General features: G+C 61.4%; 14 protein-coding genes and 1 tRNA gene. 8 read left to right on the forward strand and 7 right to left on the reverse strand.

Going from position 1 to position 17,568, the window contains the following annotated elements; all coding sequences use genetic code 11:
- Positions 1-157 precede the first annotated feature (157 nt).
- From ACOYJL_RS05840 to ACOYJL_RS05855, 4 genes are all read right to left on the reverse strand, one after another.
- Positions 158-1,795, reverse strand: a complete 1,638-nt coding sequence (locus ACOYJL_RS05840; RefSeq protein ID WP_433569287.1) for an FMN-binding protein — start codon at positions 1,793-1,795, stop codon at positions 158-160.
- On the reverse strand, positions 1,792-2,754 hold the full coding sequence (locus ACOYJL_RS05845) for an FAD:protein FMN transferase (protein WP_433569288.1): 963 nt from the start codon (positions 2,752-2,754) through the stop codon (positions 1,792-1,794). Before ACOYJL_RS05845 ends, ACOYJL_RS05840 begins: the two co-directional genes overlap by 4 nt.
- Positions 2,755-3,340: 586 nt before the next feature.
- Positions 3,341-4,093: a BglG family transcription antiterminator gene (locus ACOYJL_RS05850; protein WP_433569289.1), complete on the reverse strand. Its 753-nt coding sequence runs from the start codon at positions 4,091-4,093 to the stop codon at positions 3,341-3,343.
- On the reverse strand, positions 4,068-4,349 hold the full coding sequence (locus tag ACOYJL_RS05855; RefSeq protein ID WP_433569290.1) for an HTH domain-containing protein: 282 nt from the start codon (positions 4,347-4,349) through the stop codon (positions 4,068-4,070). The genes ACOYJL_RS05850 and ACOYJL_RS05855 overlap by 26 nt, the downstream gene beginning before the upstream one ends.
- Before the next feature lie 214 nt (positions 4,350-4,563).
- On the opposite strand from ACOYJL_RS05855, the gene galE reads away from it, so the two are divergent.
- The 8 genes from galE (at position 4,564) to ACOYJL_RS05895 (ending at position 13,542) form a co-directional block, all read left to right on the forward strand.
- Positions 4,564-5,619 (forward strand): UDP-glucose 4-epimerase GalE, encoded by a 1,056-nt coding sequence (galE, locus tag ACOYJL_RS05860; RefSeq protein WP_433569291.1) that lies wholly within the window; start codon positions 4,564-4,566, stop codon positions 5,617-5,619.
- Between the two features lie 3 nt (positions 5,620-5,622).
- A complete protein-coding gene (locus ACOYJL_RS05865) occupies positions 5,623-6,684 on the forward strand; it encodes a polyprenyl synthetase family protein (RefSeq protein WP_433569292.1) in 1,062 nt (353 codons plus the stop codon).
- Between the two features lie 42 nt (positions 6,685-6,726).
- Positions 6,727-7,656: a peptidoglycan-binding domain-containing protein gene (locus tag ACOYJL_RS05870; protein WP_433569293.1), complete on the forward strand. Its 930-nt coding sequence runs from the start codon at positions 6,727-6,729 to the stop codon at positions 7,654-7,656.
- A gap of 123 nt (positions 7,657-7,779) precedes the next feature.
- Positions 7,780-7,854, forward strand: a tRNA-Gln gene (locus ACOYJL_RS05875).
- A 366-nt stretch (positions 7,855-8,220) separates the two neighbouring features.
- The gene (locus ACOYJL_RS05880) at positions 8,221-9,216 is read left to right on the forward strand and encodes a ribose-phosphate diphosphokinase (protein WP_433569294.1); all 996 of its coding nucleotides are present in this window, start codon (positions 8,221-8,223) and stop codon (positions 9,214-9,216) included.
- Positions 9,217-10,503 carry a chloride channel protein gene (locus ACOYJL_RS05885; RefSeq protein WP_433569295.1) on the forward strand — a complete coding sequence of 429 codons (1,287 nt, stop codon included), beginning with the start codon at positions 9,217-9,219 and terminating at the stop codon, positions 10,501-10,503.
- A 557-nt stretch (positions 10,504-11,060) separates the two neighbouring features.
- On the forward strand, positions 11,061-12,452 hold the full coding sequence (gene glmU, locus ACOYJL_RS05890) for a bifunctional UDP-N-acetylglucosamine diphosphorylase/glucosamine-1-phosphate N-acetyltransferase GlmU (RefSeq protein WP_433569296.1): 1,392 nt from the start codon (positions 11,061-11,063) through the stop codon (positions 12,450-12,452).
- Between the two features lie 34 nt (positions 12,453-12,486).
- A complete protein-coding gene (locus tag ACOYJL_RS05895; RefSeq protein ID WP_433569297.1) occupies positions 12,487-13,542 on the forward strand; it encodes an asparaginase in 1,056 nt (351 codons plus the stop codon).
- A 502-nt stretch (positions 13,543-14,044) separates the two neighbouring features.
- On the opposite strand, the gene ACOYJL_RS05900 is transcribed toward ACOYJL_RS05895, so the two are convergent.
- Genes ACOYJL_RS05900 through ACOYJL_RS05910 form a run of 3 tightly spaced genes read right to left on the reverse strand, consistent with a single transcriptional unit; the run spans position 14,045 to position 17,436 of the window.
- Positions 14,045-15,436: a transglutaminase-like domain-containing protein gene (locus ACOYJL_RS05900; protein WP_433569298.1), complete on the reverse strand. Its 1,392-nt coding sequence runs from the start codon at positions 15,434-15,436 to the stop codon at positions 14,045-14,047.
- A gap of 26 nt (positions 15,437-15,462) precedes the next feature.
- A complete protein-coding gene (locus tag ACOYJL_RS05905) occupies positions 15,463-16,389 on the reverse strand; it encodes an alpha/beta hydrolase (RefSeq protein ID WP_433569299.1) in 927 nt (308 codons plus the stop codon).
- A gap of 57 nt (positions 16,390-16,446) precedes the next feature.
- Positions 16,447-17,436: an AraC family transcriptional regulator gene (locus ACOYJL_RS05910; protein ID WP_433569300.1), complete on the reverse strand. Its 990-nt coding sequence runs from the start codon at positions 17,434-17,436 to the stop codon at positions 16,447-16,449.
- Between the last annotated feature and the right edge of the window lie 132 nt (positions 17,437-17,568).

Below are 17,568 nucleotides of genomic sequence, written 5' to 3' on the forward strand. Positions count from 1 at the left end.
GAGACGGGACATCCGGAGAGCCTTTCTGTTGCTGACGAACGTTGCCGATAACCATAACAGAACTTTCCCGCGGATTGCCTGAGAAATTCTCGATTGCCGCTCTTTGAGTACTACTTTCCTCATTCGGCGACCAGACCAGACGGAACAATCACCCTATTTAGTGAGACCCTCCCCCATGGCTGGACGTCGGCTGAGTCGTCGGCTCGAAGCTGACCCCGAGCGCGTCGGCAACCGCCTCGAGGATGCTATTGCTGGAATACGTTGCCCCGCTCACCGTGTCGACGTCGAGGGACTGCTCCTCGATGATCTCCGAGATGACCGTCGACTCTGCCCGCGAGAAGTACTGGTCGTCGTCCTCGTAGGAGTCGACCGTAATGTCCGTGATCTGTCCGCCCTCAACCGTCACGGAGACGGTCGTCGTCCCCCTAAGGCCGGTCCCCGAGCCCTGGTACACGCCATCCGCCACGGAAGAGAGGTCAAGGTCGCCCGAAGTGTCGCTCGTTGACTCCGTGTCGCTCGTTGACTCCGTGTCGCTCGTTGACTCCGTGTCGCTCGTTGACTCCGTCTCCTCGGTCGTCGTAGTTGTCGTGGTCGTCTCGTCCGACGTGCCAAGCGCACTCGCCACAGCCTCGATGATCCCCTCGCTCGAGTAGGTGGCCCCGCTGACGGTCGCAACATCGGTGGACTGCGTGGAGAGAATCTCCTCTGTCACGCCGGCAAGGGCCTTGTCAAAGAACTCGTCGTCATCCTCGTAGGAAATCGCCGTGATGTCCGTGATGTAGCCGTTCTCGACGGTCACCTCGACCTCGGTCGTTCCCGAAAAGCCAGTTCCACTGCCTGTATACACGCCGTCGACATAGCTCCCCTGCGTGGAGGTCGCAGCCTGGGTCGTCGAAGAGGCCGATGCGGTCGCAGCCGAAAGCGCATCGCTCGCAACGTTGCCGACCGTAACCAGCCCGCAGATGGCGCCCGCCGCCGCAACCCCCACGACCGACGGCGCGGGGTCGGCCCCAAGGCTGTCGAAGCGGCAGGCGTCCAGGCACTCCATGCAGTCGACGCACTCCCCCGAGTCAACCTCCGCGTCCTCGTGAACATGGATTCCCATGCTGCAGCGAACTGTGCAGCGGCGGCATCCCGTGCAGGAGCGCTTGTCCCTGCGAATCTTGAAGAGCCTATGAGCGGATGTGGCAGCAAAGATCGCGCCAAGCGGGCAGAGGTAGCGGCAGAAGAACCGATTGACCGCCAGCGACGCCACCACAATGGCGATGAGCAGCGCGAATCCCAAGGTGGGAACCGCGGCCGCCATGACCTCGAGGTTGCCCGACACGAGCATCCCAAAGACGCCCCACGGATTGAGCGACTCGTCAATAGGCAGCTGGAGCACCCACAAGAAGATGGCGAGAAGGGCAAGCACTACGTACTTCACATACTTGAGCGCAGCGTCGACGGCGTCTGGAAGCCGCCTCCTCCTGAACATCGCCCTGCGTGCAACCCAAGAGAGAAGGTCTTGCATGGCTCCAAAGGAGCAGAGGTAGCCACAGAAGAACCTGCCCCATACGGCGCTCACAACCAACACAGCCGCTACCGTGATCAGCTGCGAGGAGAGCCCAGCGAACGAGAAGGACCCCGTCACGAGCGCCGTCACGATGTCCCCCAAAGACGCTAGCGTCGTCACGAACAGGCTAGGGAAGAGCAAAAACGCAACTAGCTGCGTGACGTGGCGAACCAGCTGCCTCGTCGACGCTCTGCCCCTCCCGGGCTGCGCGGCATGCGCGCGATACCCACGCGCGCTCATGCGACCATCCCCTCTTCTGCACGAACCGTTCCTCCGCACATCGACAGCCGCCCTGCAATCCCTGGCGTAGCCCTGACGGCTCCATCGGACGAGACGAACACCGCCTCGAGTCCCCGCGCCTGAAGCACGGGCAGCGCCCTCTCCTCGCCAAGGACCAGCGCCGCCGTCGCAATCGCGTCGGCGATGGCTGCGCTCTGCCCGACCACCGTAACCTGCACAACCCCGGATTGCGCAGGCCGCCCGGTCCGCGGGTCGATGATGTGGTGGCAGCGCCTTCCCCCAACGAGGGCAAAGCGCTCGTTGACGCCGCTTGTGACGACGCATTCGTCGCGGACAGCGAAGGAGGCGAGATAGGACCCCGTGGGCCTGAAGGGGTTCTGGATTCCAACGCGCGCCTCGCGCCCAACGGTCGCAACCGTTCCCCCGAAGTTCATGAGCCCCGAGCGCGCCCCGCCCTCACTGACAAGCTCTCGCGCGCAGTCAAGCGCCCAGCCCTTCGCAATGCCACCGAGGTCAAGGCCCATGCCGCCTCGCTCAAGAAACGCTGTCGAGCTGCCGGGGTCAAGCTCAAGCCGCTGCATCCCGCAGAGACCGCGAGCCCGTGCGACGCTCTTCTCCGATGGCTCCTTTCCGGAGCGCATCGCCACGCGCCAGACCCGGCACAGGGGACCCGCCGTCACGTCAAACGAGCCGCCGGTCAGAGTCCAGCACTCCCGGGATAGGGCGAGTATGGAGATCGTCTCGTCCGACACGCGCGCTGGAGCGATGCCAGCGCGGCGGCCAATCAGCGAGACCTCGCTGCCCTCCTCAAAGGCCGACCACATGTTATGAAGGCCGACGACGCGCATGCGCACCATCTCGGCGAGCTCGGCGACCCCTGCCCCAGGCTCTCCGGCGAGCTCGACCTTGTTGACGGTCCCCAAGGACGGAAAGCATTTTCTCACGACCTCCATGCTCATGGCGTCTCCCTCAAATCGGCTTGGGCAATGATACGAGCCCAGACCTAAAGAAATCCTCTGGACCATTGAGCCCAGAGGATTGATGCTTCAGGATTGACCGCGGTCCGATGCCAGGGCCCAGCAAAGATGTCTTCCTCGCTAGGAAGCCATTATCGTCATCCCTTTAGTCCCCCAATGCGTGAGGAGAGAGTGGAGAGCAAACGCTTTGGACCAAGCGCTCCGTCCAAGCCCTTGGAGGCTGCGGGGCGACCAAACCCCGCAGACGGAATTCCGACTGCAAATGCGTTTTCAGGTAGCGTGCCCTCGCGATGTGCAGGCGATGCCGCCTCTTGGGCGAGAGCCGCCAGCTCGTTTGACATGTTTCCCAAGAAAAGCGCTTCGGACAGAGCTCCTTTGGCAGGCGCCCCACCAACGTAGTCCCTGGAAAGCTCGACCTTGCAGCCTGCGCCGTCTCGCTCGAACGAGTACGAGGTAACGACCTCGATGGCAGGTGACTTCACCTTCCACTCAAAAAGCCTGTTGCGCTCAAAGGCAGCGAGACGGACGGACAGAAGAAGGCTGGCGTCTTCGTATCCGGAGCCAACCGTCAGCTCCTCAAAAGCCTCGCCATGCTCGGCACACTCCCTGAGAACTGTCCAAACTCCTTCTCGTAGAGGTGCTTCAGCAGTTTTGCCGTCCCGACGCCGCTTGCGCAGACAATCAGGATGCTCTTCCCCGCTTCGTGGGTCTTCTCCCTTTCGAGCGCTAGGGCGAAAGACATCGCAAGGTAGCCGATTTCGTCATCGGAAGGAGCCCGACCATATGCCTCCACAAGTGACACAGACGACTCCACAGCCATGGACCAAGCGAGGGGATAGCGTTGCTTCATCTCGTCGACCAGCGGGTTCTTCAGGTTCATGTTGTACGTGAGCCGATACGAGAGCGGAACGATGTGCCTAGCCAAGTTCATGCGCAATTCCAGGTTTTCGCGAAAGTCGAAGTGGAAGGAAGAATTGACGCGCTCGAGCATGTCAGAGACGATATTCCAGACCTCATCGCTGATAACGAGGCCTTCGTCTCCTGGGGTAGATGGCACCATCCGCTTGCTGGCAAGGTGGATTGCGATGTACTCGACCTCTTCAGGGGGCATCTTTACGGAGAATTCCTGCTCAAGCGCCAGAGCAATGTCACAGGCGACGGCATATTCGCGCGATGAGCTGATGTCCGAAGCCCCACCCCCATGCGGGACATAATGACCTCCTTTGATGCGGAACAGCGCCACGGTCAGATGGACAAGGAGGTTGCGGTAGGCCAGAGCGCTCATCGAGAACCCGTCACGCTTGACAACCTCGTCCAGCAATGAGCGACGCGCTCGAGAGTTGCCCTCCCGTCATCTCCGTTGGCATCCAGACCCTTGAGAATTCGCTCCAGTTCTCGCATGCAAGGTGATAGCCTCCGCGCTTGAGAGAAATGTGCGCAATGGACCCGAGGAAGCCGTTCAGCCTCCGCACATACTTGCGGATGGTCCGTTCGCTCACCCCTAGATAAGAGGAGAGCGTTTCCGGCGTAACTCCCTGGTGATCTCGAATGTATACCGCAAGCTCAGCGCCCTTCACGGTCCATGACCTCCTCCCGACTCGAATATAAGGAAGCGTTCACAAGGACTCCATCACCATTGCGACCAATAATTTGGAAGCTAGAATGTGCGATTCTTGGGCGAGAGCGCTGTCTTGCAGACCCCGAGCCGGGCAGAGCCCGACCGACGAAAAATCTCGACGTATACTCTTCTAGTTAGGACGTCTAACTCATCAACACACCGAAAGGACTCCCATGAGCCAGAAGAAGGAACCCAAGGATACTTGCGTGCTCGTCACCGGCGGCGCAGGGTTCATTGGCAGCCATACCGTGGTCGAGCTGCTGCAGAACGGCTACAAGGCCGTCATCGCCGACGACCTCTCAAACGCCTCCGAGAAGGTCATCGACCGCATCAAGACGATCGTTGGTCCTGAGGCAGCCTCTAACCTGCGCTTCTACAAGGCCGATGTGAACGACCGCGCGGCGCTCGAGCAGATCTTCTCCGAGAACCCCATCGACCGCGTAATCCACTTTGCCGGCTTCAAGGCCGTGGGAGAGTCCGTCTCCAAGCCCATCGAGTACTACTCCAACAACCTCGGCAACACCCTCACCCTCGTGGACGTCATGCGCAACCACGGTTGCAAGTCCATCATCTTCTCAAGCTCCGCGACCGTCTATGGCAAGCCCGACAGTCTTCCGCTGACCGAGGAGAGCCCCAAGAAGCCGGCCACCAACCCCTATGGCTGGACCAAGTGGATGATCGAGCAGATCCTGACCGACCTTCATACGGCCGACCCCGAGTGGAACGTCGTGCTGCTTCGCTACTTCAACCCCATCGGCGCGCACCCCTCTGGACTCATGGGCGAGGACCCCAAGGGCATCCCCAACAACCTGCTGCCCTACGTGGCGCAGACCGCCATCGGCAAGCGCGAGTACGTCCACGTCTTTGGCAATGACTACGACACCCCCGACGGCACCGGCGTTCGCGACTACATCCACGTCTGCGACCTGGCAACCGGCCACGTGGCGGCTCTCAAGTGGATGAACGGCCGCGAGGGCGTCGAGATCTTCAACCTCGGCACCGGCAAGGGCACCTCGGTGCTCGAAATCATCAAGGCCTTCTCCAAGGCCTGTGGCCACGAGGTTCCCTACAAGATCGAGGCGCGCCGCCCGGGCGACGTCGATGCCAACTACGCTGACTGCTCCAAGGCCAAGCGCGAGATGGGCTGGGAAGCCAAGTTCGACATCAACGACATGTGCCGCGACAGCTGGAACTGGCAGTCCAAGAACCCCAACGGCTACGAGGGCTAAGCCATGACAGAAGCCAGCGGTCGAACAGACACCAAGGGCGCAGCGTTTACGGCATATCTAGCCGAGAAGCGCCCCCTGATTGATGACTACCTCACGAGTCACCTCCCCTCAGCAGGCGAAGGCGAGCCCGCACGGGCAGACCTTGCCCGCTATCTGTACGATCCGCTGGCGCGCTTTACCCGCTCTGGCGGAAAGCGCACGCGTCCGGCGCTGGTCCTTTTGGGCTGCGAGGCCGTGGGCGGCGACGCGAGCCGCGCGCTCGCGCCCGCGACGGCCATCGAAGACTTCCAGTCTGCTGCGCTCATCCATGACGACATCGCCGACGAGGGAGAGATGCGCCGCGGCCAGCCCTGCGTGCACCGCACCGAGGGCGTGGGCGTGGCCATCAACGTCGGCGACCTCGCGCTGGTGGAGGTTATCGAAAAGGTGCTGGCTACCAGCGCCTTTGATGGCGAGCGCCGCCTGCGGGTGCTGCGCGCGCTCGTGAGCATGGAGCGCCGCACCCTTGAGGGGCAGGCGCTCGACCTCGGCTGGGCGCGCGACGAGCGCTGGGACATCACCGTTGCGAGCTACCTCACGATGGCAAGCCACAAGACCGCGTTCTACTCGGCAGCGACTCCCCTTGCCGTGGGCGCCATCGTGGGAGGAGGCAATGACGCACAGGTAGAGGGCCTGCGGGCCTTCGGCATGAGCACGGGCCTTGCGTTCCAGCTCCAAGACGACCTTCTCAACCTCGTGGGAGACGAGAGCAAGCAGGGCAAGGACTTCAGAAGCGACATCACCGAGGGCAAGCGCACCATGATGGTGTGCTGGGCCCTCGAGCATCTTGACGTCGCAAAGCGCGACGAGCTTATCAGCATCCTTTCATCGCATGCGACGGATCGGCAGAGGCTGGCTCGTGCCGTCGAGCTTATGGAGACCGCAGGCGCAATCGATGCGGTTCGAGACTACGCGCACAAGACCGCTGAAGACGCAAAGCGCGAGCTTGCCGACGTGAACCTTGCACAGAGCACGCGTGATGTGCTCGAATCAATGGCAGACTTCTTCGTGGAGCGCGCGGGATAGGATCTCCGCCGCCGCTTTACGGCATCGATAGGAGAAACAGGCATGGATCCGATTAATGAGGGCGCCGAGGGCGTTGCGGTAGAGGATATCCAGGATCGATTGAGCTCTCTGGGCTATGCAATCGAGAAGGACGAGCTGGACGAAAAGCGCTACGGCAAATCGACCGCGTCGGCCGTTGCGCGCTTTAGGCTCGACCATGACCTGCTTCTGGGCGACGAAGTTGACACTGCCACCTGGGCCGCCCTTGTCGACGAGTGCTACCAGCTAGGTGACAGAACGCTCTACCTGCGCCTCCCGAACTTCCACGGCAATGACGTCCGCCAGCTGCAGGAGCGTCTGAACGTGCTGGGCTTCTCTTGCGGCGAGGTGGACGGGCAGTACGGCGCGCACACTGAGGCGGCCGTCAAGCAGTTCCAGGAGAGCATGGGCCTGCTCGCAGATGGCATGGCCTTCCAGGACACCTTTGACGCCATCGATCGCCTGCACCACGTGTGGGAGAGCAAGAACGCCGCGGGGCCACATCCCCAGAGCGGCATTGGCTTTGCTCGAGCGCTCAACGTGCTTGAAAACGTGCGCCTGTGCATCACCGGCGACGACCCCATCTCGAGAAACGTTGCTGGTCGCATCTGGAACCTTGCAAGCGCCACCACCGCGCAGTCCGGCATCGAGCTCGTTGACTCCGCTGACACCGTCGAGCAGGAATCCCCCGATGCCCAAGCGGTCTTCCTGCTTTCCACCTCGCCCCTCCCCGAGGGTTCCACGGTTTCGAACGTGGTGATGGACGACGTCGACAGCCTGCCGCTTCGTCTTCGCGCCGCCGTCGAGGGCTCGAGAGAAGAGCGCCCCCTTGTTCGCATCGAGCTTCCGGTTGGTCCCAACTTTGATGGCACCTTCACGATTGCTGACGCTCAGACCTACGCTGTGCTGCTTCTTGACGCCATCTGCTCAGCGTTCGAGCAGATCATCCCGTAAGCGGTCTGGCGAAGCAGAGACGAGCCAGACCGAAGCATTTTGGACTTATTTAAGTCGTCGCGCTCGCTGAATGGTTCTGATACACTTTTACACGCTGGCAGCGCATCTGTCAGAGCGAGGCACTGGGGTATCGTCCAATGGCTAGGACACGGGTTTTTGGTGCCTGTAATGGGGGTTCGAATCCCTCTGCCCCAGCCAGTTACATAAAGTAGCCGTTGGTCCGGCTTTTGTGATTGACTTCCTTATCGATTTCCCGCACAAAACCCCAGTTGGTGATTTCGCACCTCTCCCCAAATAGTGCTCGGAGTAGTGCACGAATAGTGCTGGCATGACGACGTATCTCAATCAGCCCTTCCAGCAGCTTCCCACGCCACTAGCACGGCACCGCGCCCAAAATCCTTCCTGTAATGCTCCTTAAAAGATGAAATCATGACGCGCGCGAGCAAAGCATGTGCTTAGACAAAGGTCTGAGGTATAGTTTTCCATTGGTTTTGTCAGGCATCGCGAGAGCGGAACAGCGCTGCAGGATTCGCATCAAGCGCACCAGAAGGAAGGACCAACCGGATGTACGAAAACCTGAGCAAGCCCACCACCTACGAGAAGGAAATCAAGCTCTACACGGGGACCGGCAACCCCGACCTGGCGCAGAAGATCGCTGACATCCTCCACCTGCAGCTGCAGGGCCTGAAGCTCGAGAAGTTCGCCAACGGCGAGATCTACGCGCGCTTCGAGGAGTCCGTCCGCGGCGACGAGGTCTTCTTCATCCAGTCCATCGCCGGCAGGAACGTGAACGACCTGCTGATGGAGACCCTGATCGTGGCCGACGCGGCGACCCGCGCCTCCTGCAAGAGCTTCACCGCCGTCATCCCCCACTACGGCTACGCCCGCCAGGACCGCAAGGCCGCATCGCGCGAGCCCATCACCGCGCGCCTCGTCGCCAACCTGCTCGAGGCGGCCGGCGTCGACCGCGTGATCACCCTCGACCTGCACTCCGGCCAGATCCAGGGCTTCTTCGACATCCCCGTCACGCACCTGACGGCGCTCTACCTCTTCGGCGACTACTTCAAGACCAAGGGCTTCGACTGGGAGAACACCGTCGTGGTCTCCCCCGACATGGGCCGCGCGAAGGTCGCCAAGAAGCTCTCCGACTACCTCGGCTGCGAGGTCGCCATCGCCCACAAGAGCCGCCCGAAGCACAACGCGGCCGAGGTCATGGGCATCATCGGCGACATCGTGGGCAAGACCTGCATCATCAACGACGACATGATCGACACCGGCGGCACCCTGGTGGGCTCCATCAACAAGCTCAAGGAGATGGGCGCGGGCGACATCTACGTGTCCGCCACGCACGGCATCTTCTCCGGCGAGGCGGTCCAGCGCCTCGAGGCCGCCCCCATCGAGGAGTGCGTCGTCACCGACGCCATCCCCTGCGCCGTCGCCAACAGGCCCGGCTCCAAGATCAGGCAGATCTCCGTCGCCCAGGAGCTCGCCGACGCCATCTACTGCGTGTACGTGAACAAGTCGGTCAGCAACGTCTTCGGCGGCAACTCGGAGATGTAGTTGAGCGCCGAGAAGGACGACTCGAAACTCGTTATTGACGCCGTGGAGGAGAAGCCCCGCGGCGTCTCCCTATTTCGGGTCACGCTGACAATAATCATTCTTGCGCTTATCGCTGGCTTCGTCGTAGGCGTGGCATGCCTTGCCGTGCTGCGCGGCGTCGACCTCCTGCAGGAGCTCGTGTGGAGCGAGCTTCGCGGCGCGTTTCCCGAGCCGCTGCGCACGATAGCCCCTGTGCTTTTGTGCGTCGTTGGCGGCTTCGCCGTTGGCGCCTGCACCAAGTGGGCTGGGTTTAGCCTCGACACGCTGGGCGTCGTTATCAAGCGTTGCAAAACGGAGGGCGGCTATAGGCTGAAGAGCGTGCCCAAGGCTCTCCTGCTGTTTGCGCTGCCTATCGCCTTTGGCGGATCCGTTGGTCCCGAGGCGGGCGTCTCGGGCTTTACCGCCGCGCTGGTCAGCTCTGCGATGAGGGCCATGCGGCGCGGCGGCGTCGCGGCAGTGTGCGACCCGAATCGTCCGTTCGCCGCCGCCATGGAAGAGATTATGCCGTCACGACCCGGCAGCCCAAACGATGGCGAGACCGCTACCGCAAGCACCGACAGGCACTACAGGAAGAGCGTCCGATCAGCGCTCTGGGGCGTTGCGGGCATTGGCTTTGTGCTGGGCATCATGTGGCTTTCGAGCGTATTGGGCCCTGGGTCTGGCCTTCCCCGCTTTGAGGCCATCAGCTACCTGTCTTCCAACTGGCTTGTTGGCGCTCTCGCCCTGGTAATTGGCTACGCACTGGCCAGGATGTCTCTTGCCGCCGCCAGGCTTGCTAGGCGCCTTGCCCTCGGAAAGGACCATGTCGCGCGAGCCGTTGTATGCGGCCTTCTCCTGGGCGTCGTCGCCATCTTTCTTCCCGACGTGCTGTTTTCCGGACAAGCGGGAACCCGTGAGGTAATCGTTGACTGGCAGCAGCAGGGCGCGCTCATGCTTGCGGCAACCTGCGTCGCCAAGCTCGTGCTTACGCAGGTCTGCGTAGCTTGCGACTGGATTGGCGGAGAGTTCTTCCCGATGATTTTCTGCGGCGTCTGCGCTGGGTACGCAATTTCCCTTGTTACGGGCGTTGACCCGATGCTTCCCGTTGCCGTCGCAACCGCTGCCTTGGTTGCCGGCTGCATTGGCAAGCCGGTGCTCACCACCTGCGTGCTTGCGCTCTGCTTCCCGCTTAAGAGCCTGCCGGTTGTGGCAGCTGCCGCGTTCGTAGCTGCAAAGCTTCACGACCGTGCTGCCTCGCAGCGCACGTAGCGAAGCTTCTCTTTCTATCCGCCTTTTCCAGGGGTCGCTTGGTGATGTTCGCGATTTTATGGTTGCGTATCCGCCGCCAAGCGACCTTTTTCTCTACGATTTGCATTTGGCGCCACGAAAAAGCCGAGTTGGCACGCAAATTGCACTCAACCGCTCTTAGTTACACAATTCGCGAGATTTTTGCACCGAAGTGGGCTTAGTTACACTGAGAAACAGAGCTGCGGAAAGTATCGAATCTATATCTAGATGATATTTTTGATTATCACCACAATATATTGTGGTTGCCCAAGTCCATCTACTTACTGCACTCTTGAATGCCAGTGTAACTAAGACCACTTCGGTGCATTTTCTCAGAAAATAGTGTAACTAAGGCGAGTTTGGTGCAGATTGATGGCTCCGAAGGGGACTTCACCCGCTCCGAAGCCTCCGTAAGTGCTTCTCTGATGACCGCACCCCCCTCCAGCGACGCCATTCCGAGCGTTCGGGATACCGTCACCAGCCCAACACGCTCATAGGCTATCATTTTGCCGCCCAATAACCGAAATCCAGGAGGCACCATGCCCACTACCGCAATCGTCCTTGCCGCCGGCGAGGGAACCCGCATGAAGTCCAAGCATCCCAAGGTCATGCACAAGCTGCTCGATCGCCCGCTGGTCCGTTGGGCTGTTGACTCTGTCCGCAAGGCCGGAGCCGAGCGCGTCGTGGTGGTTGTGGGAAAGGGCGCCGACGAGGTTCGCGCTGAGCTAGCCGACATCCCTGGCCTTGAGTTCGTTGAGCAGAAGGAGCGCTTGGGCACCGGTCACGCCGTTCGCTGCGTGCGCGACGCGCTTGGCGCCTTCGAGGGTCCCGTCGTCGTGACCTACGGCGACTCGCCGCTCGTACGCCCCGAGACCATCAAGGCGCTCATCGACGCAAACGTCTCGGCGCACAACGCCTGCACCGTGCTCACTATGACGCCGCCCGACCCCACCGGCTACGGTCGCATCATCCAGGAGAACGGCCAAGTCACGGCCATCGTCGAGGAGAAGGACTGCACCCCCGAGCAGCGCGCCATTACTGAGTGCAACTCTGGCGTCTACTGCTTCTGCGGGCGTCGTCTCTCCGAGAACCTCGACAAGATCGGCAATGACAACGCCAATGGCGAGTACTACCTCACCGACATGGTGGGCATCTACCACCAGATGGGCGAGCCCGTGGCCGCGCAGCACTGCGACGATTACACCGAGCTTTTGGGCGTCAACTCTCGCACTCAGCTTGCCGACGCAACCAAGCTCATGCAGCGCCGCATCAACGAGCGCCTGATGAGCGAGGGCGTCACGATGCTCGACCCGTCTCTTGTTTGGGTCGGGCCCGACGTTACCGTCGGTCAGGACACCACGCTTCTCCCGATGACGATGCTGTATGGCAAGACCACCGTGGGCGAGGATTGCGTCATCGGTCCAAACAGCCGCCTGACCAACGCCACCGTGGGCAATGGCTGCACCGTGGACGAGACCGTCATCGTCGAGTCCGAGATCGACGACGACGTCAACTGCGGCCCGCGCGCGTACCTGCGCGGCCACACTCACCTGCTGAAGGGCGCCAAGGCCGGCACCCACGTTGAGCTCAAGAACTCCGTCGTGGGCGAGGGCTCCAAGGTCCCCCACCTCTCCTACATCGGCGACACGCAGATGGGCGCAGGCGTCAACATCGGCGGCGGCTCCATTACCTGCAACTACGACGGCGTGCACAAGAACCACACCACCATCGGCGACGGCGCCTTCATCGGGTCCGACACCATGATGGTGGCCCCGGTGAACATTGGCGCAGGCGCCATCACGGGCGCAAGCTCTTGCATCACGGGCGACGTTCCCGCCGACGCGCTTGCCATTGAGCGCAGCAAGCAGGCCAACATCGAGGGCTACGCTGCGAAGCGCCGCGAGCGGCTTGGCATCAAGCCCCGCAAGTAATCGCAGCTCAAAGGGCTAGGACTAGGACGGCAGCGTGAAGAAAATCCTTATCGTGGCTACCGGCGGAACGATTGCCTCGTCCGCCGGCTCCCACGGGCTCACCCCCACGCTTACGGGCGAGGAGCTTGTTGGCTACGTGCCGCAGGTGCGCGATCTGTGCAACTTCGAAATCGTGCAGGCTATGAATATCGACAGTACCAATATGCAGCCCAACGACTGGCTGCGCATTGCCGACACGATAATGGCCGCCTATGACGACTTCGATGGCTTCGTGATCCTGCATGGCACCGACACCATGGCCTACACCGCTGCCGCCCTCTCCTACCTCATTCAGGACAGCCCCAAGCCCATTGTGCTGACAGGCTCCCAGCAGCCGATGTCGAATCCCTTTACCGACGCGAAGCTGAATCTGTACCAGTCGCTGCTCTACGCCTGCCAGGATGACAGCAGCGACGTGTCAGTTGTCTTCGATGGCCGCGTTATTGTGGGAACGCGCGCGCACAAGCAGCGCACTATGAGCTTCAATGCATTTACCAGCGTGAATTATCCACTGCCGGCCATCATCAGAAACGACCGCGTGATTCGCGAGAGCCACATGGGAATGTCCATCGAGAAGGACAACCCTCCTCGCAAAGAGTCTCACCTGCACAGCATCTTGCGACCGCGCCGGCCGCGTGTTTACCACGAGCTCGATGATCACGTGGTCGTGCTTCGCCTCACGCCCGGCCTTGGCCCCGAGGTTCTCGACGCATTGTTCGCTGAGTTTGACGCCGTCATTCTCGAGGTCTTCGGAATCGGAGGCATCCCCGAGACGGACGACGCCCATTTTGAGAAGGCCATCCTCGGCTGGACTTCTGTCGGAAAATACGTTGTCATGACTACCCAAGTCTCGGAAGAGGGGCTTGACCTAGGAGTTTATGAGGTTGGAAGCACGTATCTCAACCGACCTCGCATCCTTTTGGGCGGCGACATGACCACCGAGGCCTTGGTTGCAAAAACCATGTGGGTGCTGGGTCAGTCAAACGATCCGAGGAAGGCCGCGCAGCTCTTCTATCAGCCAATCAACCACGACCGCGCAAGCGACGACTAGCGGCAACCAGGCCGCGGCAATAACAAACACCGCAGCGAGATTCGAAGTCGGCAGCTACCGCTTTGGCGCTGGCGTGTTTATTAAATGAGGGAGCCCCGAAGGGGGTTGAGCCGCTCGCCAGCCGGATCTGGCACGCTCTGTTGCAGTGGTGCCTCACGCAACGAAAACGTCAGCACAATTAATAAACACCGCAGCGGGATATCGGGCTGAAGCCTGCTATTAGCGTGGCGCCGTGTTTGTTGGTCGGCATGGCGCTGGAAGCGAGGCCGAGGCAGGCGGAGCCAAGCGAGAAGAGCGGCAATCGGTGCGACCGTGCGCCACGCAATAGGTACCGGTCGAATTAATAAACACGACGGCGAGATTTGGGGATGTCAGTAACCGTTTTGGCTCTGTCGTGTTTATTAATTGAAGCCGGAGCACCGGACGGGCCTGCAGCACCGGGAATCAACAGTACCGGGGATCAACAGCACCGGCGGGACTCAGCAACGCCGGTCGGCACAGCCTAGTGACCCCGCGCGACCGGCTCAAGGCGCTCCATCGAGACAAGCCCGACCGTGCGCTCCATCTGGTGGCGAGTCAGCCCCACGCCATCCACGCTCATCTCGCCAAGCTGGTTGTCAAACGGGTCCTCGCGCAGAGCTAGGTCAGGCGGATCTAGCTGCGCAAACAGCTGGCAATTGGCCACCATGCGCCACGGGTCGAGGTTGCCAAAGTAGAACTCGCGCCGGTCCTCGTCGCCCTCGCGTCGTGCTGCGGAGCCAAACGAGCAATCCGCCCACAGCCAGCCATGCGGCGCGATGTAAAACATCGCCCAGTCATGGCAGCCAACGCCGTCCGGACGCACAGAAAGGCCGCTCTGCCAGCGCGCGGGAATGCCCGCGATGCGACACATCGTGATGAACAGCGTCGCGAAAACTCCGCAATCGGCGCGCAGGCTCTTAGCAGCACTGTCAGCAAGCGAGTCAAGCAGCAGGTAAGGCGGCTGGAAGCGGTAGTCGACATTTTCGCAAATCCAGTCGTAAATTGCGCGAGCCCGCTCGAGGGGCGTGGAGCAGCCGCTGGTCACGCGCTCCGTGAGCCGGCGCAAGTAAGGCGTAAAGACGATGTGCGGCTCTTCTTCGCCCAAGTCAAACGTGGGCTGCTCGCCCGAGCACGCAATCTGGTCCGGAGAAACGTACTGCGCCCGAATGTCGTAGCGATAGGTCACCTCGAAGCCGCGGCGCCCGGCTCCGCGGCTCTCCCAATGAGCCGTGCGCTGCGGCGCATCTTCCGGAGCGACTCGGACACCCGGAGTTGCATCCAAAATCTCAATCCGCGACTGTTGCGGACAGCTCGCCGGCACGGGCAGCCACGCACGAACGACTCCGTTCCTCTCGACGTCTACCAGCGGCCTTATGTGGGCTCGAAGCGTAATCCTGCGCGCGGCGACGCCGTTTTCGCGCATCTCGGCGAGCAGCGCATCGCGCGCGGCAAGGTTGCGAGACTCAGGCGAATGAATGCCTGGCACCTCCGCAGGATAAAAGCGCAGCGAGTCCATCCAGCTGGGAAGAAAGCGCATCTCCCCGTCGACCATGCGCCAGTCGATCCTCCCCCGATTGACAAGAGCGTCCAGCTCGTCGGTCGAGAAGGACGCAATCTCCTTGCGCATGGCAGCGAGCGCCTGGTCGCGCGTTATGCAGTATTCCTGTGGGGTTCTCATAATGCGGCAGCGCTCGGCACGCAGCAATGGAGCAAGCTCCGCCCGAGCGTCATCGGCAAGCGCCGCGTCTATCAACCGCAGCGCACGCTTCAGATCGCCTGCCTGCTTGGCGCGCTCAATCTCCGGAGGAAGACCGTCGCGAAGATGCAGAAAGTCGGCATTCAAGTCGCAAGCCGTTGAAGTCGTAGATGGCATGACAGCTCCTCTCGACACGAACTAGCCTACCGCAAGCTGGCGTCGCTCACCACTCCTGCAGAGGCATCCCCCACAGCGCGCATCCATTGGTCAGCGAGAGGAACCCACGTGGCCACGTGCGGGTCGACCTTCTCGCCTGCCGCCGAGGATGACTCGTCCGCAAGCGCCATGCCGTGGACGCCCTCGCGATACAGGTGCAGCTCGCAGCTTACGCCCGCACCAAGCAGAAGCCGTGCGAACTCCAGCGTGTCAGACGGGCTGCACGTTGCGTCAGTCGAGGTCTGCCACATGAAGGTCGGCGGCATGCCTGGGCGCACGCCGCGGAGAAGGTCAACCGACGCGCGCTGCTGCGGAGTGGGGCACTCGGTGCCGAAGAGCGCGACGTTGCTCAGCGCCTGCTCGCGAAGCCTCTGCTCATCCCCGCGCAGCTCAAGCGCGCGCAGCATCGGGTAGCACGCGACGATTCCCGCAGGCAGAACCGAGCGCGCCTCCCCCTCTGAAAGGCCCGCGTCGCGGAGAAGGGTCGCGTCATCAAAGCGCTCCGCGAGCGACAGCGCAACGTGGGCGCCTGCCGAGAAGGCGACCACGAACACACGCGACGCGTCAACCAGCAGTTCGTCCGCATGCGAGCGCACATACGCGATGGCCTCCATGAGCTCGGAGACCTGATGGGGATAGCCCTGTGCGCCGGAAAGCAGAGGCGCGCCGTCGCCGGCGCAGTCCACGTTTTCGAAGTACGTCGAGTAGCGCAGCACAAACGCGTCGTAGCCGAGACCCAGAAAACGAGCCGCAACAGGGTCGCCCTCTCGGTGCGCACGGCGCAGGTATGCCCCGCCAGCAAGCACGATGACCGCAGGCCGCGGCTTTGCGCAGCCCGTGGCAACGAGCTTGTCGTGCAGGCAGCACTCCAGCTCGATGCCAGTCTTAGAAAGCGTTGCAACTTCAAACCTCATGAGGTCCTTCCTTCTACGTAGCCCCTAGTGCCGCTGCCGTCTCGTGCGCCCACATCGTCACGCTCGACCGTAGGACGCCTTCTCTCGAAACTCCTTGGGGGTGCAGCCGGCGAATTCTCGAAATCGCTTGTAGAACTGCGTCAGGTTCGAGATGCCGACCGCCCCAGCGACCTCGTTTGCCGGCATGCTCGTCATCTGCAGAAGCACGGTCGCGTGCTGCATGCGCTCCTCGTTCACAAGCTGCTTGAAGGAGCAGCCCGTCCCCTGCCTGATCAGCGAGCTCAGATACGTGCTGTCATACCCGAGGTCTTGGGCCATCTTCTTCAAGCTTCCCTCCGCATAATGCTGGGCGATATATTCACGCATTACGCCCACAAGCTCCGAGCGCCTCTCGTCCTGCTCGAATGCCTCCGAATCGGACTCGAACGTGCGGAACAAGTACGTGAGAAGCGCGGCGACAAAGTCGTCGATGATGTCCGCAGAGCCCACGGTATAGTCAAGGTGCTCGCACAAAATCCTGTCCACGCAGTCGCGAGCGAACTCGTCCCCGTGCGTGCGATAGATGCCAAATCGCCGATGCGGGGCGCCCGCCGTTGCAAGCTCGGTGGCAAAGCGCGTATGCAGCCGCGCGATATCCGACATCATTCGCCGCTCAAAGAATCGGTTGCTCAGAACGATGTTGACCGCCAGCGTGTCAGGGTCGGTCGCCTCAACCTTATGAGGCACATTTCTGTCCATGACCACGCAGTCGCCGGAATCAAGCGTCACGGGGCTGCCATCGATGACCAGCGGAAACACTCCTTTGTAGCAATACGTCACCACAACGTACTGGTAGATGTGCTCGGGAATCTTTGGGCTGCCGCCAAGGTGAAAGCTCACGATGTGCTTCCCCTCGCCAAACTCCCGCTGGTTCGTGAACAGAAAGACCTCGCGGTTGTCATAGGGAACCTGCTGGTACTTCTCTTTAAAATGGGCAAGGACCTCGTCCTCTGAGTAGGTGGCAGCGCCAATGGCATCGAGGGCGCTGGACAGCTCGGAAAGTTTCATCGTCGTCTCCAACTTTTGTTAGTAATAATCCAATACTTAATTATTGTCGCATGTAGATTAAGGTATTTATCATTCAGTTAATAAATAATTATAGTCTAATGCTTCAAGAGCTGCACGCACGCTCTGCTCGCT

This window comes from Tractidigestivibacter sp. (assembly GCF_050946515.1).
Classification (GTDB): Bacteria; Actinomycetota; Coriobacteriia; order Coriobacteriales; family Atopobiaceae; genus Tractidigestivibacter.